22 protein-coding genes and 1 pseudogene are annotated in these 24,594 nt (G+C 61.6%); 12 read left to right on the forward strand and 11 right to left on the reverse strand.

All coding sequences use genetic code 11. From position 1 onward, the window contains the following. Positions 1-8: 8 nt before the first annotated feature. The 6 genes from N181_RS19315 to N181_RS19340 form a co-directional block, all read right to left on the reverse strand. Positions 9-317 (reverse strand): DUF6074 family protein, encoded by a 309-nt coding sequence (locus tag N181_RS19315; RefSeq protein WP_014331469.1) that lies wholly within the window; start codon positions 315-317, stop codon positions 9-11. A gap of 287 nt (positions 318-604) precedes the next feature. Further along, positions 605-1,387 carry an SDR family oxidoreductase gene (locus tag N181_RS19320; RefSeq protein WP_060563698.1) on the reverse strand — a complete coding sequence of 261 codons (783 nt, stop codon included), beginning with the start codon at positions 1,385-1,387 and terminating at the stop codon, positions 605-607. Between the two features lie 2 nt (positions 1,388-1,389). Next, positions 1,390-1,764, reverse strand: coding sequence for a hypothetical protein (locus N181_RS19325; protein WP_060563699.1), 375 nt, complete (start codon positions 1,762-1,764; stop codon positions 1,390-1,392). A 142-nt stretch (positions 1,765-1,906) separates the two neighbouring features. Beyond that, a complete protein-coding gene (locus N181_RS19330) occupies positions 1,907-2,329 on the reverse strand; it encodes a low affinity iron permease family protein (protein ID WP_014331472.1) in 423 nt (140 codons plus the stop codon). Between the two features lie 239 nt (positions 2,330-2,568). Then, on the reverse strand, positions 2,569-2,859 hold the full coding sequence (locus N181_RS19335) for a DUF982 domain-containing protein (RefSeq protein ID WP_014331473.1): 291 nt from the start codon (positions 2,857-2,859) through the stop codon (positions 2,569-2,571). 63 nt (positions 2,860-2,922) lie between these two features. Further along, positions 2,923-3,174 carry a DUF982 domain-containing protein gene (locus N181_RS19340; RefSeq protein ID WP_014331474.1) on the reverse strand — a complete coding sequence of 84 codons (252 nt, stop codon included), beginning with the start codon at positions 3,172-3,174 and terminating at the stop codon, positions 2,923-2,925. A gap of 381 nt (positions 3,175-3,555) precedes the next feature. Here N181_RS19340 and N181_RS19345 point away from each other — a divergent pair, with 381 nt between their 5' ends. Together N181_RS19345 and N181_RS19350 are read left to right on the forward strand one after the other, a co-directional pair. Next, entirely contained in the window at positions 3,556-4,644 is a 1,089-nt protein-coding gene (locus N181_RS19345) for a DUF475 domain-containing protein (RefSeq protein ID WP_014331475.1), read from the forward strand. Between the two features lie 215 nt (positions 4,645-4,859). Continuing rightward, a complete protein-coding gene (locus N181_RS19350) occupies positions 4,860-5,186 on the forward strand; it encodes a hypothetical protein (protein WP_014331476.1) in 327 nt (108 codons plus the stop codon). 699 nt (positions 5,187-5,885) lie between these two features. Here the strand turns inward: N181_RS19350 and N181_RS34090 are convergent. Beyond that, positions 5,886-6,047 carry a Thivi_2564 family membrane protein gene (locus tag N181_RS34090; protein WP_014331478.1) on the reverse strand — a complete coding sequence of 54 codons (162 nt, stop codon included), beginning with the start codon at positions 6,045-6,047 and terminating at the stop codon, positions 5,886-5,888. A gap of 296 nt (positions 6,048-6,343) precedes the next feature. Here N181_RS34090 and N181_RS19360 point away from each other — a divergent pair, with 296 nt between their 5' ends. The 6 genes from N181_RS19360 to N181_RS19385 all read left to right on the forward strand — a co-directional run bounded on the left by N181_RS19360 (position 6,344) and on the right by N181_RS19385 (position 13,537). Beyond that, on the forward strand, positions 6,344-7,366 hold the full coding sequence (locus N181_RS19360) for a LacI family DNA-binding transcriptional regulator (RefSeq protein WP_014331479.1): 1,023 nt from the start codon (positions 6,344-6,346) through the stop codon (positions 7,364-7,366). 77 nt (positions 7,367-7,443) lie between these two features. After that, positions 7,444-8,679, forward strand: a complete 1,236-nt coding sequence (locus N181_RS19365; RefSeq protein WP_060563701.1) for an ABC transporter substrate-binding protein — start codon at positions 7,444-7,446, stop codon at positions 8,677-8,679. 63 nt (positions 8,680-8,742) lie between these two features. Further along, entirely contained in the window at positions 8,743-9,660 is a 918-nt protein-coding gene (locus tag N181_RS19370) for a carbohydrate ABC transporter permease (RefSeq protein WP_060563702.1), read from the forward strand. Further along, complete coding sequence (locus N181_RS19375) at positions 9,657-10,520, forward strand: carbohydrate ABC transporter permease (RefSeq protein ID WP_060563704.1); 864 nt, start codon at positions 9,657-9,659, stop codon at positions 10,518-10,520. Before N181_RS19370 ends, N181_RS19375 begins: the two co-directional genes overlap by 4 nt. A 17-nt stretch (positions 10,521-10,537) precedes the next feature. Beyond that, positions 10,538-12,460 carry a glycoside hydrolase family 127 protein gene (locus N181_RS19380; protein WP_060563705.1) on the forward strand — a complete coding sequence of 641 codons (1,923 nt, stop codon included), beginning with the start codon at positions 10,538-10,540 and terminating at the stop codon, positions 12,458-12,460. Continuing rightward, complete coding sequence (locus tag N181_RS19385) at positions 12,461-13,537, forward strand: ABC transporter ATP-binding protein (protein WP_060563707.1); 1,077 nt, start codon at positions 12,461-12,463, stop codon at positions 13,535-13,537. Between the two features lie 60 nt (positions 13,538-13,597). Here the strand turns inward: N181_RS19385 and N181_RS19390 are convergent, their stop codons facing one another. From N181_RS19390 to N181_RS19400, 3 genes are all read right to left on the reverse strand, one after another. Further along, the gene (locus tag N181_RS19390) at positions 13,598-13,813 is read right to left on the reverse strand and encodes a hypothetical protein (RefSeq protein ID WP_060563709.1); all 216 of its coding nucleotides are present in this window, start codon (positions 13,811-13,813) and stop codon (positions 13,598-13,600) included. Positions 13,814-13,923: 110 nt separating this feature from the next. After that, positions 13,924-14,898: an AraC family transcriptional regulator gene (locus N181_RS19395; protein WP_081319012.1), complete on the reverse strand. Its 975-nt coding sequence runs from the start codon at positions 14,896-14,898 to the stop codon at positions 13,924-13,926. 399 nt (positions 14,899-15,297) lie between these two features. Further along, complete coding sequence (locus N181_RS19400; protein ID WP_060563713.1) at positions 15,298-16,116, reverse strand: response regulator transcription factor; 819 nt, start codon at positions 16,114-16,116, stop codon at positions 15,298-15,300. A gap of 678 nt (positions 16,117-16,794) precedes the next feature. Between N181_RS19400 and N181_RS19405 the strand changes: the two are divergent. From N181_RS19405 to N181_RS19415, 3 genes and pseudogenes are all read left to right on the forward strand, one after another. Then, positions 16,795-17,573, forward strand: a pseudogene (locus N181_RS19405) (response regulator transcription factor). A gap of 612 nt (positions 17,574-18,185) precedes the next feature. Then, positions 18,186-18,962 (forward strand): response regulator transcription factor, encoded by a 777-nt coding sequence (locus N181_RS19410; protein WP_060563714.1) that lies wholly within the window; start codon positions 18,186-18,188, stop codon positions 18,960-18,962. Positions 18,963-19,565: 603 nt separating this feature from the next. Continuing rightward, entirely contained in the window at positions 19,566-21,575 is a 2,010-nt protein-coding gene (locus N181_RS19415) for a methyl-accepting chemotaxis protein (RefSeq protein WP_060563716.1), read from the forward strand. 353 nt (positions 21,576-21,928) lie between these two features. Here N181_RS19415 and N181_RS19420 read toward each other — a convergent pair whose 3' ends face one another. Further along, positions 21,929-22,891 (reverse strand): helix-turn-helix transcriptional regulator, encoded by a 963-nt coding sequence (locus N181_RS19420; protein WP_234886012.1) that lies wholly within the window; start codon positions 22,889-22,891, stop codon positions 21,929-21,931. Positions 22,892-23,417: 526 nt separating this feature from the next. On the opposite strand from N181_RS19420, the gene N181_RS19425 reads away from it, so the two are divergent. After that, complete coding sequence (locus N181_RS19425; RefSeq protein WP_060563718.1) at positions 23,418-24,560, forward strand: CapA family protein; 1,143 nt, start codon at positions 23,418-23,420, stop codon at positions 24,558-24,560. Positions 24,561-24,594: the final 34 nt, after the last annotated feature.

Genomic DNA, 24,594 nt, shown 5'->3' on the forward strand with positions numbered 1-24,594 from the left:
GTCGATGATCATGTCCTGCTGTCGGACCGATTTCGTTCGACGGCAGGCGCCTCGTAACGGCGTGCGATGGCGGCCTGGACTTCCGCCTGGAAGGCGAGGACCTGGCTGCGGATTTGGTCTTCGCCCAAGCCAAGTTTCAAGAGTTCGTCGGCAAGCTTCCGGCACTCTGTTTTCCAGAATTGCAGAGCGGCATTTCCGTGGACCCGATCGAGTTCCCGAGCACAGCGATCGATCTCGCCGGTGCGCGCCTCGAGAGGAAATGCGACGATCCCGCCGGCTTTGAACACACTCGTCCGCTCGTTGACTTCAGCTTCCATCGAATCACCCCGCACTCACCTTATGCAAAGCTCTATCGGCAAGATGGTTAACGATTCCTTCGCCGGAGGGCGGCCCGGCCGCTCCGAGTTGGGCCGTGGCCGCGCGCTGGCGAAGACTACGATTATTTCTCATCATCGGGAACAATCTGGAGCGCTTCCAGTTTAGACCCCGGAACGCGCGGAACAGTTCCCTCTCCGCACACCCCTACGGATCCGGGCGTTCCATCGCTGATGCGGTATGGCCCCGCCCTCCCGGCGGGGCTTATTGTTGGGGCAGTGACAATATTCTAGCGCAACAGCCCCTGTCCGCCATCGACCCAAACGGGGCTGCCGGTAATATGCCGCGCCTCGTCCGAGACGAGGAAGCGGATGACTTCGGCGACGTCCTCGCTGCGTCCGGGCTTGCCACCGGTAATTGGAACCTGTCCGACCGGCCACTCGACCGGTATCGCCGTTTCCTCTTCGCGGCGCAGGCTTGTATTCTCCGAAATGCTGGTGTCGATCTCTCCCGGGCAGACGGCATTGACGCGGATTTGGTGCCTTGCGAGTTCCAGAGCCAGTTGCTGGACCATCGCGACCTGGGCAGCCTTGGTGGCCGTATAGGCCGTGGCGCCCGGTGTTGTGAACGTTCGCGTACCGTTTATCGACGAGACGACCACGATGGCGCCACCGCCGTTTTGTTTCAGATGCGGGACTGTCGTGTGCAGGGTAAGGAAGGTGCCCCGGAGATTGACGGCGATCGTCTCGTCCCATTCGAATGGCTGCAGGTCGTCGATCGGCGCCCAGACGCCGTTGATCCCGGCGTTGGCGACGATGATGTCGAGACCGCCGAAGGCGGAGACGAGTGCATCCACCGCCTTGCGCATGGGGATTTCTTCGGAGACATCGGCCTCGAGAACGAGCGCCTCGCCGCCCTGCGCACTGATTTCAGCGGCCACCTCTTCGAGTTTGAGCCGCGTGCGGCCCAGCACGCCCACCTTTGTGCCGTTTGCAGCAAGCATGCATGCCGTGGCCCTGCCGATGCCGGACCCGGCTCCGGTGACAAGCGCGACAGACGAGCGGCCGGCCATGGCTAGTGCTTTTTCGCGCGGTCGGTCGGGATCGTGGAAGCCGTCACCGAAACGGGATCGCTGGCCGGGAAGCTGTCCTCGAGGCCCTCGTCGGGCTGCCGTTCCATCTCGTCGGTATCCTTGTTGAAGCGAGCGCTGCGGCGCATGTTCGGTTGGCCTGTCTGGCTCTCGCCGTTGTCGAGATCCTTGGTCTCGGTGTTGGCGAGTTCCATCATCACCTCCTTGGCGCGCTCCACCGCATTCATCCGGTTGAGGCTGCGGCTGGCGTCGTTGCGGAGCGATACGGAGACGATTTCACCTCCCTCACCGACGAATTCCACGGTGAAACCTGCTCTTCCGCCCTGTTCCGGAATTACCTGTGTGCCGACAACGTGCATATGCTCATCCTCCTGCCGCGCTTCCAACCCGCGGCGAATGACGCCTCATTCACCGGGCGGAAGCCGGCTTGCGTTCCTGTGTTCCTTTGCCTTCAGGCAAACGGCCCTGGTTGTTTTTGGTTCCACCGACTGTGGGTTGGCGTTACCGGGCGCCGGCCCGTTTCGTCTGCCGACCGGCCGCCTCGGTAATCTTCCTGTGCAGCGCCTTGTCGTCCTCGTTCGCCGCATGCTCCTTCAAGATTTCGCTGAGGCGTTTCAGTTCCCCGTCATCGAGTTTCTCAATCCCGATGAAGCGGTTCTCGGCCCCACTCGTCAGGATCAGCTCATCCAGCTTCGCCTGGAGCGCGGTGCCATCGCGATTCTGCGAATTCTGGAGAACGAAGACCATCAGAAAGGTCACGATCGTCGTGCCGGTGTTGATGATGAGTTGCCATGTCTCGGAAAAGCCGAAAAACGGTCCGGCGATGGCCCAGAGAGCGATCGTTGCAACCGCGATCACGAAAGTGACCGGCTTGCCGGAGTATTCCGCGACGGCTGTTGAAAATCTGCTGAAGCTATTCGCCATCCGAGAGACCCGTCCTTGCTTGCGATGATAAGCGAATTGTCCCAGTGCCTGGCCCGGAGCTATCCGGCAGGTGGGATTCCGCTTCACCTCGGTTCGCTGTAAATGCCTGAAACCAAAAAAGAGTTCCCGGAGGACGATTTCGCATCGCTGCATCGGGAGGAGACTGGCATATTGGGCGCACGAGAAGGCGGGTTGCCGGTGGGACAAGTCGAAAAGCGGGCATGCAGGGCGGCAGGTAATCACTCCGCGCGCCGATAAGCATCGCTAGCGACGTCCTGCCCCGTCTCCGCGACGATGGTCAGGAAGGCCTCGCGGGAAGCGGCGAGGAAAGCGGCGCGGGCGTCCTCGGGTCTCTTTCGGTGCTTCAGCGCCGCGTTACAGGCGCGCACCGCGCAGCCGTAATAGGCACCCTGCCGTACCGGCCATTCGCTTTGCAGGCATTTCATCGCGTCGAGCGGCCCGACGACGGTGCGGCATTTGCCGTTCAGCATGTTGAGGCTGACCGGCTTGTCCCATGGAATCTCAAGCATGGCTTTCCTTTCGCACCTACAGGTTAAGACGCGCAACGCAGGTTCGAGGCCTTGGCCGTGTCTCTATTGGCTGCGAATCGATAGGTGTGCCTCCTCCGCCGCCTTGATGAAGGCCCTGCGGGCTTTCTCGGTCTTGATCTTGCCGTCCAGTGCCTGGAGGCAAGTTCGTTTGGCAGCGGCGAGCGCGCGGCCATCGCGTTGCGGCCAGCGCGACAGCAGACATTCGACGGCCTCCCGCGTACTTTTCACGGACCGATATCCACCCGTTTCGCCGAGCTCCAATTCGACGCTCTTGTCCCACCAGAAACAGTGCATGACGCCTTGCCTCGCAGCTGGTTGCCGGTGGAAATCAAACTGATCGAGCCGGCGTTTGGTTCCCTTGCGCCAGGCGGAGGCGAGTGGAGGGGGATGATACCACTCCCCTTGACGCAGGGCACGATGTCGCTAAGTAAGGAAACGCTCCCGCTCTCAGACATCGGATCGCGGGAGGAACATTGGTGCCGGGCCCCTCTGGCGAGAGTTTTTTACGGCGCTCTCGTGATGTCGGTACCGCCAGCAAATCAGCCGGCGGAAAATCGCTACCATGAAAATTCAACTCATGCCTCACGCATGTGGCCGTTCGGCCGTGCGTTCTTTCCTTCCCAGCAACCTCCCATTCACAAACGCGACGAGCTCGCGGGCAGGGGAGGTTCGTCAATGACACAGTCACACCCGCAAACAGCCACACTTGATTACTTCAAGTGGGCCTTTCTCACCACGGCCGCCGGCCTCGTTCTCGGCGCCTGGGTCGGTTGGCAATCGACCGGCACCATCAGCGGCATGATGACGGTCTTCTTCGTCTGTGCCGTGCTTGCTGTCCTCGAAATCTCCCTGTCTTTCGACAATGCCATCGTCAACGCCAACAAGCTTAAGGGCATGACACCGGTCTGGCAGCAGCGGTTCCTCACCTGGGGCATCATCATCGCTGTCTTTGGGATGCGCATCGTCTTTCCGTTGTTGATCGTGGTGATCGCGGCAAATATCGGGCCGATCGACGCGGTCATCCTGGCTGCGGCACGTCCGGAGGAATACTCCCGCATCATGCACGATGCGCATCTGCCGATTGCCGCTTTCGGCGGAACGTTCCTGATGATGGTCGGGCTCAACTATTTCTTCGACCATGAGAAGGACGTGCACTGGATCGCCTGGATCGAGCGCAAGATGGCGCGTTTTTCGACCATTAGGGGCATCGAGATCGCTTTCGTGCTGGCCCTCATCCTCGGCTTCTCGACCTTGCTCGAGGGAGAAGAGGCGGTCGCCTTCGTCCATGCGGCGGTTTACGGCCTGCTGACGTTCCTCGTGGTCGAGATCGTCGGTGGCCTCCTGGACGCTACGGAGCAGACCATGAGCGCTGCGGCCAGGGGTGGTTTCGGCGCCTTCCTCTATCTGGAAGTGCTCGATGCCAGCTTCTCCTTCGACGGTGTCATCGGCGCCTTCGCCTTGACCCAGAACCTGTTCATCATCGCCATCGGCCTTGGCATCGGGGCGATGTACGTCCGCTCGATGACGGTGATGTTGGTCGAGAAGGGCACGCTCAGCGAATACCGTTACCTGGAGCATGGCGCCTTCTATGCGATCCTGGTCCTTTCCGTGGTGATGTATTTCCAGACGCTCGTGCATATTCCGGAGGTCATCACCGGGCTCGGCGGCGCGGGTCTCATCGGCCTTTCGCTCTGGTCGTCTATTCGCCACAACCGGCGCGAGGAGATCATGGCGGGCGAGCCCGAACGGCGGCTGCACGCGTAGATCTCATCGCGACTGTCGGAATAAACGGCCCGGCAATCCCTGCCGGGCCGTCTTGCTTTGGCCGTAGAGACGGCTCCGAACGAGCAGGGGCAAACGCCAGATCTAGATCCTTCTTCCTACTTTCTTTGCCGGAAAAGGGTCACAGTTTCGGGCGAAGGGCTCGGCGAGCCGGGCGCCGCCCGGCAGATATCCGGAAACGACGCGGAGGAAGGCTATTGAACGCCAGTCCGAACGATCTTGCACTGATTGCCGTCATGCGCCGGTATTTTCTCGTGAAGGACGAGACGAATGCTTTGAAGCAGCGGCTGGAGGCCGCCCGCAAGGATGCCGGTGAAGAAATCGACCGCTTCTACGATCCGCGGCTGAACGCACCCCATGCCGACGATATCCTGGCCTGGCATCGGCTTCGGAAGGAGCAGGAAGAGTTGATGAGCCTTGCCGCGCAATGGGGACGAGGCGGCAGTATCGAGGCCTGTCATATCGAGATGCAGGCGCCGGCGCAGACCGTTCAGATGCTGGGCATCCACGCCCTGACGGACTGACGGGCGGCCGTGCAGCAGCGCTCGCGAAGGACGTCGGCCGCGCGGGCGAAGCTCTCAAGCCCTATGGGCAAAGCAGAAAACACTCGCGCCCGGGGCGGGCGCGAGGTTTCCGAAGGTGGCCCGACGGACTATTGCGCCGGTGCAGGCGTCGCGGGCGCGGGCGTGGCCGGCGCCGGGGTAGCCGGTTCCGGTGTCGCAGGCGCGGGCGTGGCTGGCGCGGGCGTCGCTGGTGCGGGCTCTGGCGCCGCAGGCGCGGGAGCGGGTTCTGCCGGGGCAGGTGCCGGTGGCGTTTCGGCTGTCTGTTCGGTGCCACCCGGCATCAGGAAGATTACCGCGAGGATGACAATCGCGACCACTATGATACCGATGATCACGTTTCTGTTCATTGAGTAGTTCCTCCGATACTGGAGACCATCTTGGGTTGACGAGTCTCGACTCGATTATTGGAGCGGCCAGTTTGCTTTGCAATCAGAGATCAGTGAACGCGGCCCATCATCGCCCTTGATTAGGGTGATTCGCAACCCAGTTGCTTGATTCAGGCTCGTGCGCACCCCGCTGACGGTGATGGCGGACTGACATCCGACGCGGAAGGCAGATCGCGGATGAGCGATGCGGCGCGGGCTCGATCTGTGCCTCGGGGCCGGTTCGCTTGCCTCGCGCTGCTGCCGTTCGCACCAAAGCATGACCCAGGTCCTGTCCCTAGAACACCGCCAGATACCTCAGCAACGACAAGACGCCGATGATGATCACGATGGCTTGGACGATCTGCTTGGTGCGCCCGTCCAGCGGAAGCCGGTTGACGAGGTAGAGCACCAGGATAACGACGAGAAACGTCACAAGCACGCTGATCAGTAAGGACATGTATTTCCGCTCCTGTTGCGTTGGCTTACCAAGCTATACCTATGGGAGTGGACGCGGAAGAAAAGGGCCGCGTCCACAGATCGCATCCATGCATGCGAAGCCCCGCGGGCCAGTTGTACCGGGCCGAGAGCTCGTGATCCAGAAACGTGGTGCGTCGTGAGCGGCGCGCTAGTCTTCCCGTCCGCCGCAACCACTTGAAGATTGTCCGACACCAAAAGACATGAGAAAACGTTTTCTCATGTTGACATGGCCCATGAGAAAAGGTTTTCTCACCTTAACCTAGGTGAGGAGCCGATTTGACGACGCAGCGGGCCAAAAGCGGGCGGGTAACGATCCACGATCTGGCACGGGAAGCCGGTGTCAGCGTCTCGACGGTGTCGAAGGCGTTGAACGACAACGGCCGCATGGCCGCCGAGACGCGGGCGCGGATCAAGCGGATCGCTACCGAAATAGGCTTCCGGCCGAACGCTCTGGCGCGCGGGCTGCTCTCCAGCCGGTCGTTCACCATCGGGCTCTTGACGAACGACACCTATGGCCGTTTCACCCTGCCGGTCATGGCGGGCATTTCGGAGGCATTGGTCGATCACGGCGTCTCGGTCTTCCTTTGTGCGATCGAAGACGATCCGGCCCTCGGCAAGGTCCATGTCGACGCCATGCTGGACAAGCAGGTGGATGGCATCATCGCGACAGGCAAGCGGATCGACAGGTCTCTCCCGGTCGATCTCGCGGGCCTGCCGGTGCCTGTCGTCTATGCCTTTACCGCGGGGGCTCCCGAAAGCGTGACGCTCATGGCGGACGACGCGCAGGGTGCGGGCCTTGCAACGGCCTGGCTCAAGAAGCTCGGCCGTCGGAGGCTCGTGCATATCACGGGGCCCGAGGATTTCGTTTCCGTCCGCGAGCGCGCCGCCGCCTTCTCAAGGGAGGCGGGCGAGGATGCGTCGGTGCTTTACGGCGTCTGGTCCGAGCGCTGGGGACACGAGGCGATCGCCGATCTCTGGAGTGCCGAGGAAGGCCTGCCGGACGGCATTTTCTGCGGCAACGACCAGATCGCCCGCGGGGTGATCGATGCCCTCAGGGAGCGCGGCGTCAAGGTGCCGGACGACGTTTCCGTCATCGGTTACGACAATTGGGAAATCCTTGCCGAACAGACGCGCCCGCCGCTGACGACGGTCGACATGAATTTGAAGGAACTCGGCAGGGAGGCCGGGTTGATGGTGCTTGCGCTCGCGGAGGGACGCCCGACCGAGCCGGGCTTGCGCAAATTGCCCTGCAAGCTGGTCGTCAGGCACTCCTGCGGTGGAGCCGGTAGGCCTGAATAGACGCGGCGGTCGAGGCCGGCGGGATGAGGAGAGGGAGCCTGCATTCAAGCGGCTCCGGTCAAGAGGAGGAATGGAAAGTGTTGAAAAGATTGCTTGCCGCAACGACGCTTGCCTACGGGCTGGGGCTCTCCGTTGCTTCTGCAGAAACGATTAGCATGTGGGTTCGCACCGGCATCGGCGACTCCTTCAAGGAAGTCGTCAAGGCCTACAATGCCAAAGGTGAGGACAAGGTCGAGCTGACCGAAGTGCCGTTCTCCGAGCTTGTGCAGAAATACGCGACCGCCATCGCCGGCGGACAGGCGCCGGACGCGCTGTCGCTGGACCTGATCTACACGCCCGCCTTCGCAGCCGCGGGCCAGCTCGAGAATCTGACCGACTGGGCGAAATCGCTGCCCTATTTCAACTCGCTGTCGCCGTCGCACGTCAAGCTCGGCACTTACGAGGACAAGGTCTACGGCCTGCCGCTTTCGGTCGAGACGTCGATCTTCGCCTGGAACAAGGAGCTCTACCGCAAGGCCGGCCTCGATCCGGAAAAGGCGCCGAAGACCTGGGAGGAGATTACGGCCAATGCGGAGAAGATCCGCGCGCTCGGCGACGACACCTACGGCTTCTACTTCTCGGGCGGCGGCTGCGGCGGCTGCATGATCTTCACCTTCACGCCGCTGGTCTGGGGGGCGGGTGCCGACATCCTATCCGCCGACAGCAAGAAGGCCACACTGGATACGCCTGAAATGCGCAAGGCGGTCGATATCTATCGCAACCTCGTTGCCAAGGACACGGTCCCCGCGGGCTCCGCGAGCGACAATGGCGTCAATTTCCTGACCTTCACCAACGGCAGGATCGGCCAGCAGAGCATCGGTGCCTTCGCGATCGGCACGCTGGTCACCCAGCATCCGGAGATCGACTTCGGCGTCACGCTGATCCCCGGCGTCGACGGCAAGCCCTCGTCTTTTGCCGGCGGCGACAACTTCGTCGTCACCAAGGGAACGCCGAAGCTGGAGACGGTCAAGAAATTCCTCGAATACATCTATTCGATGGACGGCCAGAAGATGATGGCGAAATATGGCAGCCTGCCGACCCGCGGCGATATCGCCGGTGAGGTTCTCGCAGGGCTCGATCCGCGCCTCAAGGTCGGCATCGAGGCGATCGCCGTCGCCAAGACGCCCTATACGCTGCAGTTCAACGACCTGATCAACTCGTCGAACGGCCCGTGGGCAACCTTCATCAATGCGGCGATCTTCGGCGACGACGTGGACGGCGCCTTCTCGAATGCGCAATCCGAGATGCAGTCGATCATCGACGCGGGCCAATAACCCGCACCGCTGGGAGGGCAATTTGCCCTTCCAGCACCCGCAACCGGATCGAAGAAACCACTCATGACGATGTCGGGCATCGCATTTCCATCGCCGCGTCGCCGCAAGAGGAAGCAGTCGGGCTGGCGCGGCCTACTCTACATCGCCCCGGCAATGGCGCTGGTCACCATGTTCTTTGTCCTACCGGTGCTCTTCACCGTCTGGATGAGCCTGCATAAGTGGCCGCTGCTTGGGACGCCGGCCTGGATCGGGCTCGGCAACTATGTTCGCATGGTAAGCGACGCGCGCTTCATGACGGCGCTCGGCTTTACGGCGCATTATACGATCATCGTCACAATCGCGATCTTCGCCGTCGCCTTTCCGCTGGCGATTTTCGTCGAGAAGCAGCGGCCGCTGATTTCCGTCTATCGAACGATCATCTTTCTGCCGGTGGTCGTCGGTCTCGCCTCGGCCTCGCTGCTCTGGGTGTGGCTTGCCAATGTCGACAGCGGCCTCTTTACGCCGCTCATGCAGCGGCTCGGGCTGACCAATGGCCGCATCAACCTGCTTGCAACATTCGACGCGGCCTTCCTCACGATTATCGCCATGGTCGTCTGGAAGATCGCCGGCTTCACCATGATCATTCTCGTCACCGGCCTGCAGGCCATACCGACCGAGCTTACGGAAGCTGCCCGCATCGATGGAGCCGGGCGCTGGCAGCGGTTCCGCTACCTCACGCTGCCGCTGATGCGTCGTACCATGGCGCTGGCGTTGATCCTGTCGGTCACTGGCTCCATCCTCGCCTTCGACCAGTTCTATATCATGACGAGCGGGGGGCCGCAGAACCGCATGATCTCCGTGGTCTATTACATCTTCAACCAGTCCTTCGTGTCCTTCAATCTGGGCTACGGCGCGGCGCTGTCGATCGCGCTGCTCGCGATCCTGGTGGCCATCAGCGTCGTGCAGCTCTGGCTGCTCAAGGTGGGAGAAGACCGCCCATGAGGACCCGAAGCGAGATCCGTGCCCGCAAGGCGACGTGGGACAGGCTTGCCTATCATGGCATCGGTATCGGCACGGCCTTCTTCTTCCTTGCGCCCTTCGTAGTCACGTTTCTGTCGTCCTTCCGCCCGAACAGCGAATCCGGCACGCCGCCGCTGCCGCCATGGCCGCGTTCCGGCATCAGTTTCGATGCCTATCGCGCGCTCGATGGTTTCGGTTCCGGCATCTGGCAGCACATGTTCAATTCCTTGGTGGTATCGATCGGCACGGTTCTGCTGACGGTCGCCGTCAGCGTGCTCGCCGGCTATGGCTTCTCGCGCTATCGCTTTCCGTTCAAGAACGTTCTCTTCGTGCTGGTCATCGCGACGCTGATGATCCCGTTCCAGTCGATCTTGACGCCGCTCTTCATCATTCTGGCGCGGCTCGGCCTCAACAATTCGCTCTTCGGTCTGATGCTCGTCTATGTGACGCTGCAACTTCCCTTTTCGGTCTTCATGATGCGCAACGCCTTCGATGCGGTGCCGAAGGAGATCGAGGAAGCCGCCCGGATCGACGGCGCCCGCGATCTCCGGCTTCTTGTCCGGGTCCTGCTGCCGCTTGTCATGCCCGGCATTGCGACCGTGTCGATCTTCGCCTTCCTCAATGCCTGGAACGAGTTCTTTGCGGCCCTGGTACTGCTCTCCAGCAACGACAACTATACGCTCCCGGTGCTGATGACCGCGGTGCGCGCCGGCCGCCTCGGCGCGATCAACTGGGGCGCGGTCCAGGCTGGTGTCGCCGTCATGGTCGTCCCCTGCCTCATCGTCTTCCTACTGCTGCAACGCTACTACATGCGCGGGCTGATGGCCGGCGCGGTCAAATAACGAGAGAAAGGCACATCATGAGCAATAAGGACCGTCAGTTCAGGCCCGTGGCCGTACCCGATGTCCGGGTCGGGGGATTCTGGGGCAAGTGGCAGGATGCCGTCTGCAACGCCACGGCCGAGATCCTGCTCGACCGTTGCGTCGAGGCGGGCATGCTGCAGGCGCTCGATGTGAGCCGCCCGAACCCGGGTATCATCATCCCCATCCAGCCCTGGGGCGGGACGACGCAGATGTTCTGGGACAGCGACTTGGCGAAGTCGATCGAAACCATTGCCTATTCGCTCTACCGCCAGCCCAATCCGCGGCTGGAGGCCAGAGCCGATGAGATCATCGACATGTATGAACGGCTGCAGGACAAGGACGGCTATCTGAACACCTGGTTTCAGCGGGTGCAGCCGGATCGGCGCTGGACCAACCTTCGCGACCATCACGAGCTCTATTGTGCCGGGCACCTGATCGAGGCGGCCGTTGCCTATTTCCAGGCGACCGGCAAACGCAAGCTGCTCGATGTCATGTGCCGCTTTGCCGACTACATGATCGGCAAATTCGGCCACGACGAAGGGCAGCTTCCCGGCTATTGCGGCCATCAGGAGATCGAATTGGCGCTCGTCAAGCTGGCGCGCGTCACCGGGGAGAAGAAGTATCTCGATCTTTCGAAGTTCTTCATCGACGAGCGCGGCCGGGAGCCGCACTTCTTCACGGAGGAGGCGATCCGCGATGGGCGTTCGCCGAAGGATTACATCCAGAAGACCCACGAATACAGCCAGTCCCATGAGCCGGTGCGGCGGCAGAAGAAGGTCGTCGGCCACGCGGTCCGCGCCATGTACATGTATTCGGGCATGGCCGATCTCGCCACCGAGTACAAGGACGACACACTCACCGATGCGCTGGAAACACTGTGGGACGACCTGACGACGAAACAGATGTATGTGACGGGCGGCATCGGACCCTCCGCGAAGAACGAAGGTTTTACCGACTATTACGACCTGCCGAACGATACCGCCTATGCCGAGACCTGCGCCTCGGTCGCCCTGGTCTTCTGGGCGAGCCGCATGCTCGGGCGCGGACCGAACCGGCGCTTTGCCGACATCATGGAGCAGGCGCTCTACAACGGGGCTCTCAGCGGGCTTTCTCTCGACGGCAAGACCTTCTTCTATGACAACCCGCTGGAGAGCGCCGGCAGGCATCATCGCTGGAAATGGCACAACTGCCCCTGCTGCCCGCCCAACATCGCCCGGCTCGTCGCCTCGGTCGGCGCCTACATGTACGGCGTGGCGGCCGACGAGATCGCCGTCCATCTCTACGGGGAGAGCACTGTGCGGCTGGAGTTCGGCGGCTCGGATGTTACGTTGCGGCAGGTGACCAACTATCCATGGGACGGCGCTGTTTCGATTAAGCTCGACCTCAAGGAGCCGAGGCAATTCGCGCTGTCCCTGCGCATTCCGGAATGGGCAAACGGTTCGCGCCTCTCGGTGAACGGCAGCAGCATCGACCTCGATGCGGTGATCGTTGATGGTTATGCCCGCATCGAGCGCGAGTGGGCCGATGGCGACGCGGTTTCGCTCGACTTGCCGCTGCCGCTTCGGCCGCAATACGCCAATCCGAAGGTCCGGCACGATGCCGGCCGCGTGGCGCTGATGCGCGGACCGCTGGTCTATTGTGCAGAGGAGGTCGACAATGGCGGTGAACTCAACGCGATCGTCGTGCCGGAGGAACTGCCCGAGGCGAGGACGGCGATCCTGGAGGATCTCGCCGGTGCAGTTGCCGTCGAACTGCCGGTCGAGCGCGAGAGCACGGCGGACTGGGGGACCTCGCTCTATCGCGCGACGCCGGCGGCAAGAAGCGCCGCGCGGCTGCGGCTGGTGCCATACCACCTGTGGGACAATCGCGAGGCCGGCGAAATGCTCGTCTGGTTGCAAGCCGAAAAGCGTGGCGCGTAGATGAGGGAACTGGACAGGATCGGTGTAGCGCTCAACGGGGTGCGCAAGAGCTATGGCGCATTGCAGGTCGTTCACGGCATCGATCTGACGATCCGGGACGGAGACTTCGTCGTCTTCGTCGGCCCGTCGGGTTGCGGGAAATCGACGCTCTTGCGCATGATCGCCGGGCTCGAGGAGGTGACCGACGGCGAGATCGCCATCAAGGGGCGCGACGTGACGGATCTCGACCCCTCAGAACGCGGCATCGCCATGGTCTTCCAGTCCTATGCGCTTTATCCGCACATGAGCGTGCGCGACAATCTCGCATTCGGACTGAAGATGGCGCGGACCGACCGGGCGGAGATCGAGCGGCGCGTCGGGCAAGCCGCCGAAATTCTCAAGATCGCCCACCTGCTCGACCGGCGGCCGGGGCAATTGTCGGGCGGCCAGCGCCAGCGCGTGGCAATCGGCCGGGCGATCGTGCGCGAGCCGGACGTCTTCCTGTTCGACGAGCCGCTCTCCAATCTCGATGCCGAGCTGCGCGTTTCGATGCGTGTCGAGATCGCGCGGCTGCATCGCGAACTCGGCAACACGATGATCTATGTGACGCATGACCAGACGGAGGCGATGACGCTCGCCGACCAGATCGTCATCCTGCGCGACGGCAGGGTCGAGCAGACCGGCACGCCGCGCGACGTCTATGAAAATCCCCTCAACACCTTCGTCGCCGGCTTCATCGGCTCGCCGCGCATGAACCTCTTGGATGCGGAATGGCGAGGCTCGGGAAAGGTGCGGCTTGCCGACAGTGAGATTGAGGCATGCCTGGACTCGCTTCAAGCTGGCGAAAGGATCGTCGTCGGCATGCGGCCCGAGCATATCAGGATCGTCGCCAGCGGACCGGATGCGGTCAAGGCGACCGTGGAATTCACCGAATATCTCGGCGGCACCCGTTATGTCTATTGCAAGCTCGGCGATGCGCAGAATGTCGTGGTGGAACTGCGGGAAGGCGATGACATTCCGTCAGGATCGACGGTATGGCTGACGGCGCCCTCCGAGCGTAGGCGGTATTTTGGTGCCACGGGCGCGCGGGTCGGCTGAACCTTGAGGGGAGACGGCGCGGGAGGCGCATCAAGCATGGCCGAAGCGCGCATCCGCGTGTCAAGAATGCGCAACGTCGCGATAGCCGGTTGGAATTCCCGCAGCCTCATGGCACCTGGCAAGGCCTTCCAGCCAGCGCGCCAGGTCCTCCGGGATTTCTGCATGACCGCCTTCCATGGCCTCGACCCAGGAGAACTGGCATTGGAGGGCGGATGTGAGTTCGATCGTCGTCCACCTCAAACTGGCGAGGCATTCGGCAAAACGTTCGGGCGTCATCGATTACATCTTCGTTCGAATACTGGCACGCCGAATTGGCGCCGCCCCTGTCTATCGACTGCTCTGCCGTAGTGTGGGTTCCTTTGGTAACAGGCTGGTGGCAGGCGCGCTCAGGCCTTGCCGCTGCGCATTGTTTGCGAAGGCAGGAGCCCAAAGCGCTTCTTATAGTCGGCTGCGAAGCGGCCGAGATGGGTGAACCCCCATTTCAATGCGATATCGGCGACGCTTTGGGCCTCATGCGTGTTCATGAGATCCTGGTGCGCGGCGGTCAGCCGCAATTCGTGCAGATATGCCATGGGCGTCGTCATGCGGAACTGTCGAAATCCCTGCTGCAGGGTGCGGACACTCACCTTCGCCGCCGCGGCAATATCGGCCATGGTGATCGGCTCGGATATATGCGCATGCATGAAATCGATCGCCCATTTCACATGCCGCGGCGCCGGCAGGGGGACCGGGCTTGCGAGTTGGTCCGAGTAGCGGTGCGGAGCGGCCTCCAGCAGGAGATGGGTCACCGCATCGCCGAGCGAGGCAAGAGCCAACGGGGATTGCCGCAGCGGGGCGTTTCCCCGCAGGCCGCGGCACGTGGTCTCGACAAGTTGTGCCAAGGCGAACCCCGGCCCAGCGGTGAGATCGATGTGCGGGTAGAATTCGAGGTTGCCGGGGATCGTCCGCTCCAGCATGTTGATCAGGTGGTTGGCGATCTTGCGGTGGTCAATGAACAAGGTGAGGTGCCGGCGGGGGCCATAGATCCGGACGCCTTCGCTGCGCGCCCCGTCGAGGATCGTGCCCTGACCGGGCCGCGACCAGATCTCTTTCGCACCGGGTTCAAACAAGGCGGCTCCCCGAGTCGGAAGGAAGATCAATAGCTTGTCGCTTGGTGCCTGCCTTGTGCATTGCAATTCGCCTTCATAGGCGCAACTGCCGAAGGTTATCGGCCCTGTCGAAAAGAATTCGCAGTCGAACGAAAGAGCTTCGCCGCTCAGCCGTTCGACCTTGATTGGAGAAGCGGGTGTGGACAAGACAGCCGCGAGTTCGTCCGGATCGTCGCCGCGAAACGAGGTGGCTGCAATAGAAATCCTGTCCACTTCGCGGCTTCCCTCCCTCTGGAGGCGGGCCTGACCACGGGCGCAACCTGAAATGGGGGCGCCGCTGCCGCGCTACCCACGTCCAGGTCCCGGGGCGCATGAAATGATCCCGCCCGTGCAATCCTCTGCGAACCAAGAATCGCACGGCGCTATTCGTCGTTCCGGAAGATTTAAAGCTCCACAAAAATGTCGCGCGGCCGGGACATCTCGGCGCCATGCGGACAGAGTTTGCGCGCAGTGGATATTGCGCTTCAGGAAGCCGAGAAGGTAATCTACCTGCGATCGAACTTGCTTTGCGGCACGTGTCTTCCTGGTCGGGGCGGCGTCGATTCCGATTTAAGGAATCATGCAGTAGGCGCGACATCGTGCCCGTTCCGCGCGGCAAAAAGCGATTGTCGGTCAATCGCGATTACCGGAGCCGGGATCTCGCGTGTTCGTCCGGTTTGGTTCCGGTGCCGGGGGGTGATCGGGAAACAGATCGTAGATCTTGTAGGCGACCTCGGTCCTGTTGGCTGCCTTGATCTTCTTCATGATGTTGCGGACGTGAACTTTTACGGTGCTTTCCCGCAGGTTGAGTTCGTAGGCAATGACCTTGTTCGCCTTTCCGCGCCGCAGGGCCTCCACGACCTCCGCCTGACGATCGGTGAACAAGCCGGCCAGGGGGCGTTCGGCGACGTCTCCCGTTTCGAACAGGTGACGCATGGCGAAGACACTGCGCGCCGGAACGAAGATGCCGCCAGCCAGGGAAAGCGAGATCGCCTCGATACAGACGTCCACGCTGACAGAGGACGGAATGTAGCCTTTTGCTCCACATTCCAGTGCTTTGACGATCTGTGTCAGGTCCTCCCTGTCCGCCAGGACGATTACCGGAACCGGAGCGAACTCGGACGCAAGTATCGTGATTTCCTCTTCAACAGCCGGATCATCGACCTTCCTGTCCGCGATGTTCAAGAGGATTGCCGACGGCGGCGTGCCTTCCTCGCGCTGCCGCCTCCATTCCTCGGAGGACTCGAACGTCAGAATGGGCTCGTCCGGATTGTCGGCGGCGATGTTTCGCGCAAGGCTGTCGCGCCAGAGAGCTCGCCCGTCGATGATCACAAGGTGCCGCTCTTGCAGCGGCCGCGCTTCCGTTTCCGTCGTGCGTGGTTCATCGCCGGCGTCCTCGTGAGCAGGCTTGGCTTGGGGGGCCCCGCCATCCCTCGGGCTCTCTGAGTTCATGGCCGTTGCCCCTCGGCAGCTCGCGCAACGTCCGCTGCGGTCGAGAGGTTTGGTCTTGCATATTCGCTTGATTGGCCTGCTTCGATAAACACATTCGCCTCGAAAAAGCATACTAAATAAAAATATAATAAAGCATCGATTACTTCAAAAGGAGCTCGGAGAAAAAATTCCAAAATGACATATCAATGATCTCTGCCATAAGTATCGGCTATTTGTAACCTTGTGAATAGTGCAAAAATATGCGTACGCTTGAAGCATGCAAGTGTGAAATTACGTACCTCTTTTGGGGCAGGTCGGCCCTGCTTTAATCTCCGCTCCTCGCGATGCAAAGAAAACTTCCGGACGCATTCTGTCGTCAAACAATTCCAGGCTCCACGCGGCCTGACCCGGCATCGACAGGGCGCTGCAGACCGCGGCGTTGGGTCGTGTCGCGTCCTATCGGTAGTTGTAGAGCTTCTCAAGGCTTCACAAGATGGATGTCGCCACGGTGCCGGTCTCGTTCATTTGGATGAAGCGGAGCAGAACAAAGCTCCGCCGCCAGGTAGACTTTCAACGGATAGTTCACACCTTTTGCGTTGTCGCGACTGCGCGCGCCGTGGGCTAGAGTTCGCGGAAGCGCCGTGGTTTGCGCAGATTCGATCGACCAGCAGTTGCCGATCGATAGAGCGGGTGAGGGGTATGGCGTTACGGAACGTGGCTGAGCAGGGTAAGGTCGGGTGTGGGACCTTTGCAGAGGGCAGACGACGTGCCGAACCCCGGCGCGTCATTCTGATCGTATCGAGCGGCGGAAGTGTTTCCGAACGGCTGATCGATGCGATGGAACGCGAATTTCCATGGGTGCTCGTCGACCAGGTCGACGACGTCGATGCGGCGTGCCGGGCCTTTTCGCATCCGGTGTCGTTGATCCTTGTCGACTCGGCCTGGTGAAGGAGGTCGAAGCGGCCTCGTCCCGAATTATGCGGCTGCATCCGCAAGCTCTCACGGCGGTCATCGAGCCACATGGCCAGGGCCACAATTCGTCCTTCGCCGATATCCTGAGGTCGCCCCTCCTTCGCGGCATGCTGCCGATGAACGTCAAGCTTGATGTATGGCTGTCGGTGATCCGGCTAATGCTTTGCGGCGGCGCCTATTTTCCGCCCGAATTCATGCTTCAGGCAAGCAGGGGCAATTTCCATTTGCCGTCCCACAACGGCGTCGCGGCAGGCTCGCGTGGAGAGGTCGAGGGCGTCGCAGATTTGACGGCTCGCGAACTGCAGATTCTCGAGATGGTTTCGCGAGGGTTGCAGAACAAGCTCATTGCGGCCGAATTCCGGTTGTCGGAACATACCGTCAAGATCCACCTGCATAACATCATCACCAAGCTGGGCGCTCATAACCGGACCGAGGCAGCGGCCCGATATCGCACCTTCCAGGACCGGAAGTCATCGGCGCTCAAGGAGTTGCGCTCCTCGATCTGAGCACATCGGGCAAGGCTATGCGCCCGTGAGCCTGCAGCGTTTGCGCCGGACTGGTCGCCGTTTGCGGCGTCCGGGGCTTGGCTGTGTATCCTACGAAAGGCGGATGGGCAGATACCCGATCTGTCGCCAAAGGCGGTAGACATCGTCTCATTTCGTCAATTGTCAAATACCACGCCGTGCCACTTAATCCGATGCTTCGCCTGAAGTATCGGGGGCTGATCTCATGGCACGGCGCGTTGGAGGGGAGAAACAGCTCCCCCTTTCACTCGGGACAGACCTGTCCTTACCCCTCCGCCACCTCCTTCGGGGAATTGCCTCGGCCGGCCGCGTCGCGCCACACACTCGGCCGGTTTTCGTCGCCAACTGACGCGACGATTCGATCTTCGTGCATACCCCCTTCATTTTTTGGGGGTGTTATACTAGACTATCGAGCATTACATGTTTATTTCTGATGATGCAGTGTCGATGAGAAGGTTTGTTCCTAAAGAGCGACACCAAAAGTGTTAATTCGAAAGAAGTATTTAGAGTATTTTCGAGAAAACTTTTATGGATAAGACCTTCGGTCTGAGGAATTTGTCTCCCACGGGGCATTATTGTTAAGGGGATTTTGCAATGGGTTCTTTAATTTCGAGATTTGAGAAAATGCCGGCGTTTGCGCAGGAGCCGCACGGCGCGAACAGCCTAATGCAGTTCGCCAGAGATGGGGAAATGCAGCAGGTGGAAGGGGCAGACAAGCGGTGTCTGCTTCTCCTCGATAGCAGAGCCTTGGACCGCGAATGCCTGGCCAGAACCTTGACCACTCATGGCCTCGGCATGGAAGTCGGCGCCTTCGGGTCTGCCGATGAATGGCGAGAGAAGAAGAGCGCCTGCCCGCCGATCGGGGCCGTTCTCCTCAATATCGGCGCCCGCAAGGTCGCCGACGTCGCGGCCGAGATTGCAAAGCTCGCCACCGAGTTCCGACCGGTGCCGGTCGTCGTCCTGTCCGACATCGATGAATTGGGCCAAATCTTGCGGGTGCTTGAATGCGGCGCGCGTGGATATATCCCTACGTCCGTTGGCGTGGGGATTTGCATCGAAGCGATCGGATTGGCGATAGCCGGGGGGATCTTCCTGCCGGCCAGCAGCGTTCTCGCCGTTCGCCATCTGATCGAGACGGGAAAGCAGGAAGCCCCTGCACTGGCCGGAATGTTCACGCTTAGGCAAGCGGAAGTCGTCCAGGCGCTTCGCAAGGGCAAGGCGAACAAAATCATCGCCTACGAGCTCAATCTTCGCGAAAGCACCGTGAAGGTTCATATTCGCAACATCATGAAAAAGCTGAAGGCGACGAACCGGACTGAGGTCGCATACAAGCTGAACGACATCTTCACAGGTGACGCGGGCTATCATTGATCAACACCGATCCGTTCAGGGGGATCGGTTCGTATGAGCCGGTTCCTCTTTGTGCTGTCTCGGAGAGGGAACGCTAAGTCACTCCGCCAGCGACTGATCGACCGTACCCGGGAACGGCGTCATGTGCGCAAAGCCGGGGACGTCGATCAGCCGCTTTTTGTCGATCAAAGGCGCCTTCAACTGCCTTTCTCGGGTGGGGTGTCGGCATCGAGAAGTTGCATTGCTGATCTTCCTACAATGTTCAGGGTTCATCAACCATTCTGCGCCATTGTCACGCCAATAAACTTCTCCGAGTAAAACGTTGCCGATACACCGGCTTTCATTTGAGTAACGGTTTTCATCTTGCTTATGACCTCCTGTCCACTGCGTTCGGTGAATCCCGATGGACACCGCGCCCAATCGCGCTCGCTGACTTCACGAGAGCAAGGCGCGGCGCAACGGTCGCAGTTCTCCAACGCCATTCCCGCAAAGAATGCGACGGTTCGTCAGCGCCCCGTCGTCTGACGACCGTCACCGACCGGCGGAATGAATCGCGCCGGATAGCCCAAGCACCGAACGCCAGGAGCCATGACGACTTCCTGTTCATGCAAGAGGAGTATCATCATGGAAGGCTCGCCGATCTTCTCGCGTATCAGTACCAAGCTCGCCCTCATGTCCGGGGCAGGGATTTTCCTGATGTTGGCTATCATCGTTGGGGGTTGGTCCATCGAACATTCCGTCGACGAAGCGATCACCTGGAGGGAAACCCAGATGGGGGTCTCGCGCGATCTTGTTGATGCCAAGGCGTCGGCGCGCGGCATGCAGGTGGCGGCCCGCGATATGCTTCTTGCAAAATCGGACGAAGAACTGCAGGTCGCCGCCGCCACTCTCAACGCTCGACGCGACTCGGCGGTCAAATATCTCGATCTGGCCTTTGCGCCGCTGGTAATCGAGAAAAACAAACAACGCGTCGTTTCCATCAAAGCTCTTGTCGAGGACTACCACGGCGCCGCGGGAAGGCTTCAATTAGTGCTCGCGACGAAATCGGACGCCGAAGTTGCGCTGATCGTTGGGCAAATGCAGAAGGTCGCCGACGAAATGGCGCCGCTGATCGACGAGGGTGTGTCGGTTGCCAAAAAGATTGCTGAGGAGACATTGCTGAAGCGGCAGCAAGCTCAGCAATTTGCGGATGTTGTCGAGCACGGCATGGCCGTGGTCATGGTGCTGCTGTTGATCGCCTCGGCGGTATTCGGGGCGCGTGCGATCGCCCGGCCGATCGGCCGGATCACCGGCAACATCACCGTGCTGGCCGGCGGCGACCTCGATGTCGATGTGCCGTTCACGGCGCGGCGCGACGAGATCGGCGAGATGGCCCGGGCCGTCGAGGTGTTCAAGCGCAACGGCATCAAGGTGCGCGAACTGAACGCCCAGGAAGCGGCGCTGCAGGCGAAAAGCGCCGACCTGCAGGTCAGCATCGGCGAAGTGGTGTCGGCGGCGGTCGCCGGCGACTTCACCCGGCGCATTACCAAGACCTATGACAATGTCGATCTCGACCGCTTCGCGGCCAGCGTCAACGAGCTGATCGCCTCCGTCGACCGCGGCATTGCCGAGACCCGCCGGGTCGTCGCGGCGCTCGCCGACGGCGACCTCAGCGAGACGATGCGCGGCGAGTTCCAGGGCGCCTTCGGCGAACTCCAGGACAATGTCAATCAGACGATGGCCAACCTGCGCTCGGTGCTCGGCGAGGTGCGCAGCGCGATCGACACGATCAATGGCGGCGCCGGCGAGATGCGCATCGCCTCCGGGGATCTGTCGAAGCGCACCGAGCAGCAGGCCGCCTCGCTCGAGGAAACCTCCTCGGCGCTCGAGGAGATCACCGCGGCGGTGAAGAGTTCGACCGAGCGGGCGCTGGAGGCCAGCCACATGGTCGACGAGGCGCGCCGGAGCACCGAGCAGTCGAGCGCCGTCGTCAAGGACGCGGTGTCGGCGATGGGCCGCATCGAAGAGGCCTCCGGCGAGATCGGCCAGATCATCAACGTCATCGACGAGATCGCCTTCCAGACCAACCTGTTGGCGCTCAATGCCGGCGTCGAGGCGGCCCGGGCCGGCGAGGCCGGCAAGGGCTTTGCCGTCGTCGCCCAGGAGGTGCGCGAACTGGCGCAGCGCTCGGCGAACGCCGCCAAGGACATCAAGGCGCTGATCTCGCGCTCCGGCGAGGAGGTCGGCGCCGGGGTGAAGCTGGTGACGGCGACCGGGCAGGCGCTGACGCTGATCGAGGGGCATGTGGTCAAGGTCAACGAGCACGTCCATTCGATCGCCACGGCGGCGCGCGAGCAGTCGACCGGCCTGTCGGAGGTCTCGACGGCGGTCAACCAGATGGACCAGGTGACGCAGCAGAACGCGGCGATGGTCGAGGAATCGACGGCGGCCACCAACCGGCTGGCCGACGAGGCCGCCAACCTCGCCCGGCTGATCGCCCGCTTCCGGCTCGAGGCCGGCGCCGCACCGCGCCTCGCCGGCCACGCCAGCACGCCGGCGGCCTCCCCCGCCCGGGCCCTCGGCGGCAGGCTCGCCAAGGCGTTCGGCGGCGCTGCGCCAACCGCAACCGCCGCAGCCGGGTGGGACGAGTTCTGATGCGAGATTGACCCGCTGCAGCGTCGTACATCTGAAAGTCACAGCGCTCTCATGCAGGAAGGGAACGGTCGGCGGTGCGGTGGAGCCGCACCGCTCACCGTTTCTCAATCACCCGGCTCCTAGAGCCTTTCCTGGTTAAATTGAACCATTCTGCCGGAGCAGGTTTTCGTCAGGGCGGAGGCGATCGCCTCTGAGCCTGGCGGAAAGATGCCCAGCCCTTCGGGTTGGCTGAAGCGGGCGGCCTGTTTGCTCGGCTGGCTTGGCCGTATGCTTGGGCTACGACGCGCGCCAGCCGAGCAAACATTCCACTCCGCTTGAGCCAACAGAATGCTTCAATTTAACCAGGAAAAGCTCTAGGAAAGCGCCCGTCCCTTTCGTGCTTCCGAGGGCGGGCAACCATAGCATTTCCGGTATTCGTTCGCGAAACGGCCCATATGTCTGAAGCCCCATTTTCGGGCGATCTCCGCGACCGATACTCTTTGATCCGCTTCCAGGAGGTCACGGTGGGCGGCTTCCATTCGCAACTGGGCGAGATAGCTGATCGGCGACGTGCCCTTGAACCGCTTGAAGCCCTCCTGCAGCGACCGAACGCCGATGCCGGCCGCCTCTGCAATGTCGCTCATCGAAATCGGCGCACGGAGATTGGCATGCATGAAATCGACGGCACGTTTCACATGTCTCGGGGACGGCAGCCACTCGCCCTGGCTCAAGGCCGCCGAGAACCGATGCGGTACCGTATCGACAAGCAGGCTGACGATGCTTGCCGAAAGGTAGGAAAGGGCGTGGGGCATGTCGGGTATGTCGGAGCCCGGACCCAGGGAGGTCGCCATGATCTGCGACAACTTGAAGATGATCTCGCCGGCCCCCTCGGCAAGATCGAGCTCGGGTACGAAGTCGAGCGCGCCATAGACCGGCCGTTCCAGTACGGCACCGAGCTGGCGGAAGATGTCCCCCTGGTCGATGACAGGAGAAAAGTGGCTGCGCGCTTTCTCGACCTGCAGTTCGGACAGTCTGTTGCCATCGAGGATCGCTGCGTGGCCGGGTTTGGAAATCAGGCTTTCCTTTGGTCCTATCTTCACGCAGGCAGAGCCGTGCAGCGGGAGCAATATCAGCAGCTTAGGGACCTCGTCCTTCTGGCCGATACTGAGACTGCCCTGTGACGTCACCCGGCTGAAGGCAACGCGTCCGGCGGCGACGAACTCGTAGCTATAGGAGAGATCGGTCTTCGGTGGCTGCTGTACCCTGACGGGCCCGATGCAACGCGTCAGGACATCCGATACCTCTTCGGCGTCGCTGCCGAGATATGAGAGTCTCATCCCCTGTTTCTGCCCCTGCATCGCGATCTCCGCAAGAGAAATAGAGATATCACCATTCGCCATACACCTCGGCCGTGTGTTTCCGACCGCCGATTCCTTGACGTGGCGAGCGAGGTGGCCACCGTCTGGTCACGTCACGGTTTTGTTAGCGCGCGCTTATGCAACAAAACGGCGCTTTACAAGCGGAAAGATGGAGCGCCTGTTCATATTCCTTCAGAACTGGGGTTGCCTCCGATGTCTACGCAATTGATGGCAGGCTGCCGCTGGAAAAGGCAGCGCGTCCTGCGAGGCTATGGTGGCTCCAATCACTCGAACACTATCGCCAGCGCCTTCAGCAAGAACAGTTAAATTGCGGTAATGCTTCGGGCGTCCAGCTTTCAAACAGGATATTTGCAGTCTACAAACTGTGTATGACGCCGCGCTTGCGTTTGGGGCGGCTGATGTTCCCTCGACCGTCTTGCGCGCGGCCGTGCCTTTCCTTGCTGGTACGGGCTCCGTAGAATGGCGAGCAGTGGGGCCGGCCAGCATGAGCGCGACCAGCGAACGTTTCTCCGATGCAAGCCCAAGGGAGGGCACGATCCGCCTGTTCCTGTGCGGCGACGTCATGACCGGTCGGGGCATCGATCAGGTCCTGGCCGCTCCGTGCGATCCGATATTGTACGAGGACTATGTCCGCTCGGCGCGGGACTATTTCCGTCTGGCGGAGAAGGCAAACGGTCCGATTCCTGTGCCGATGGACCCGGCCCATGTCTGGGGCGTGGCGCGCGACGAATGCGATCGCGTCCAGCCCGACCTCCGCGTCATCAATCTCGAGACGGCCATCACCCGCAGCAACGACCACGCTCCCAAAGGCATCAACTATCGGATGAGCCCGGAAAACGCCTCCTGCCTCGCTGCATTTGGCGTCGACTGTTGCGTGCTCGCCAACAACCACGTCTTGGACTGGGGGGTCGCCGGCCTGTTCGACACGCTGGCAACGCTGGATCGCCTGCGGATCGCGACAGCGGGCGCCGGACGCGACGTCGACGAGGCCAGCAAGCATGCGGCCTTCGATACCGGTGCCGGGCAGCGCGTGCTGTTGTTCGGGCTCGCGACCCCGACGAGCGGAGTGCCTCCAGGCTGGGCGGCCAGACGGGGCAGGGCAGGCGTGAATTTTCTGCCGTCTCTCGACCGGCTTTGCACAGCCGGCCTCGTCGAGAATATCCGCGACAGCAAACGGCCGCGGGACGTCTCGGTCGTATCGGTTCACTGGGGCCCGAACTGGGGCCATCGCGTCCCTGCCGCCCAGCGAGAATTCGCCCATGCGCTCATCGACGAAGCGGATGTCTCGATCGTCCACGGACACTCCTCGCATCACCCGAAGGCGATCGAAGTCTACCGGAACCGCCTGATCCTCTACGGCTGCGGCGATTTCATCAACGACTATGAGGGCATTTCCGGCTATGCGGAGTTCAGGGGCGATCTGCGCCTGATGTACGTCGTCGATATCAACAGGACAAATGGCGATCTTTCGGCTCTGGAGATCGTGCCGCTCAGGGCTCATCGCTTCAGCCTTGTCTATCCCTCCGGCCGGGACCTCGCGTGGATAGGCGAAACGCTTGCCCGTCAGAGCCGTCGGTTCGGAACTGTGATAGCCCAAGGCCCGGCCGGGCGCCTCAACGTGCGGTAATCGCGCTCGCTTCCCTTGGAACCGGTAGCGCGAA

Origin of the sequence: Sinorhizobium fredii USDA 205 (assembly GCF_001461695.1) — a bacterium.
Taxonomy (GTDB): domain Bacteria; phylum Pseudomonadota; class Alphaproteobacteria; order Rhizobiales; family Rhizobiaceae; genus Sinorhizobium; species Sinorhizobium fredii.

Bases quoted from the DNA above. Each gene is read 5' to 3' on its own strand.
- N181_RS19315 (WP_014331469.1), bottom strand. From the start codon at position 317: ATGGAAGCTGAAGTCAACGAGCGGACGAGTGTGTTCAAAGCCGGCGGG.
- N181_RS19320 (WP_060563698.1), bottom strand. From the start codon at position 1,387: ATGGCCGGCCGCTCGTCTGTCGCGCTTGTCACCGGAGCCGGGTCCGGC.
- N181_RS19325 (WP_060563699.1), bottom strand. From the start codon at position 1,764: ATGCACGTTGTCGGCACACAGGTAATTCCGGAACAGGGCGGAAGAGCA.
- N181_RS19330 (WP_014331472.1), bottom strand. From the start codon at position 2,329: ATGGCGAATAGCTTCAGCAGATTTTCAACAGCCGTCGCGGAATACTCC.
- N181_RS19335 (WP_014331473.1), bottom strand. From the start codon at position 2,859: ATGCTTGAGATTCCATGGGACAAGCCGGTCAGCCTCAACATGCTGAAC.
- N181_RS19340 (WP_014331474.1), bottom strand. From the start codon at position 3,174: ATGCACTGTTTCTGGTGGGACAAGAGCGTCGAATTGGAGCTCGGCGAA.
- N181_RS19345 (WP_014331475.1), top strand. From the start codon at position 3,556: ATGACACAGTCACACCCGCAAACAGCCACACTTGATTACTTCAAGTGG.
- N181_RS34090 (WP_014331478.1), bottom strand. From the start codon at position 6,047: ATGTCCTTACTGATCAGCGTGCTTGTGACGTTTCTCGTCGTTATCCTG.
- N181_RS19370 (WP_060563702.1), top strand. From the start codon at position 8,743: ATGACGATGTCGGGCATCGCATTTCCATCGCCGCGTCGCCGCAAGAGG.
- N181_RS19375 (WP_060563704.1), top strand. From the start codon at position 9,657: ATGAGGACCCGAAGCGAGATCCGTGCCCGCAAGGCGACGTGGGACAGG.
- N181_RS19380 (WP_060563705.1), top strand. From the start codon at position 10,538: ATGAGCAATAAGGACCGTCAGTTCAGGCCCGTGGCCGTACCCGATGTC.
- N181_RS19385 (WP_060563707.1), top strand. From the start codon at position 12,461: ATGAGGGAACTGGACAGGATCGGTGTAGCGCTCAACGGGGTGCGCAAG.
- N181_RS19390 (WP_060563709.1), bottom strand. From the start codon at position 13,813: ATGACGCCCGAACGTTTTGCCGAATGCCTCGCCAGTTTGAGGTGGACG.
- N181_RS19400 (WP_060563713.1), bottom strand. From the start codon at position 16,116: ATGAACTCAGAGAGCCCGAGGGATGGCGGGGCCCCCCAAGCCAAGCCT.
- N181_RS19410 (WP_060563714.1), top strand. From the start codon at position 18,186: ATGGGTTCTTTAATTTCGAGATTTGAGAAAATGCCGGCGTTTGCGCAG.
- N181_RS19415 (WP_060563716.1), top strand. From the start codon at position 19,566: ATGGAAGGCTCGCCGATCTTCTCGCGTATCAGTACCAAGCTCGCCCTC.
- N181_RS19420 (WP_234886012.1), bottom strand. From the start codon at position 22,891: ATGAGACTCTCATATCTCGGCAGCGACGCCGAAGAGGTATCGGATGTC.
- N181_RS19425 (WP_060563718.1), top strand. From the start codon at position 23,418: ATGAGCGCGACCAGCGAACGTTTCTCCGATGCAAGCCCAAGGGAGGGC.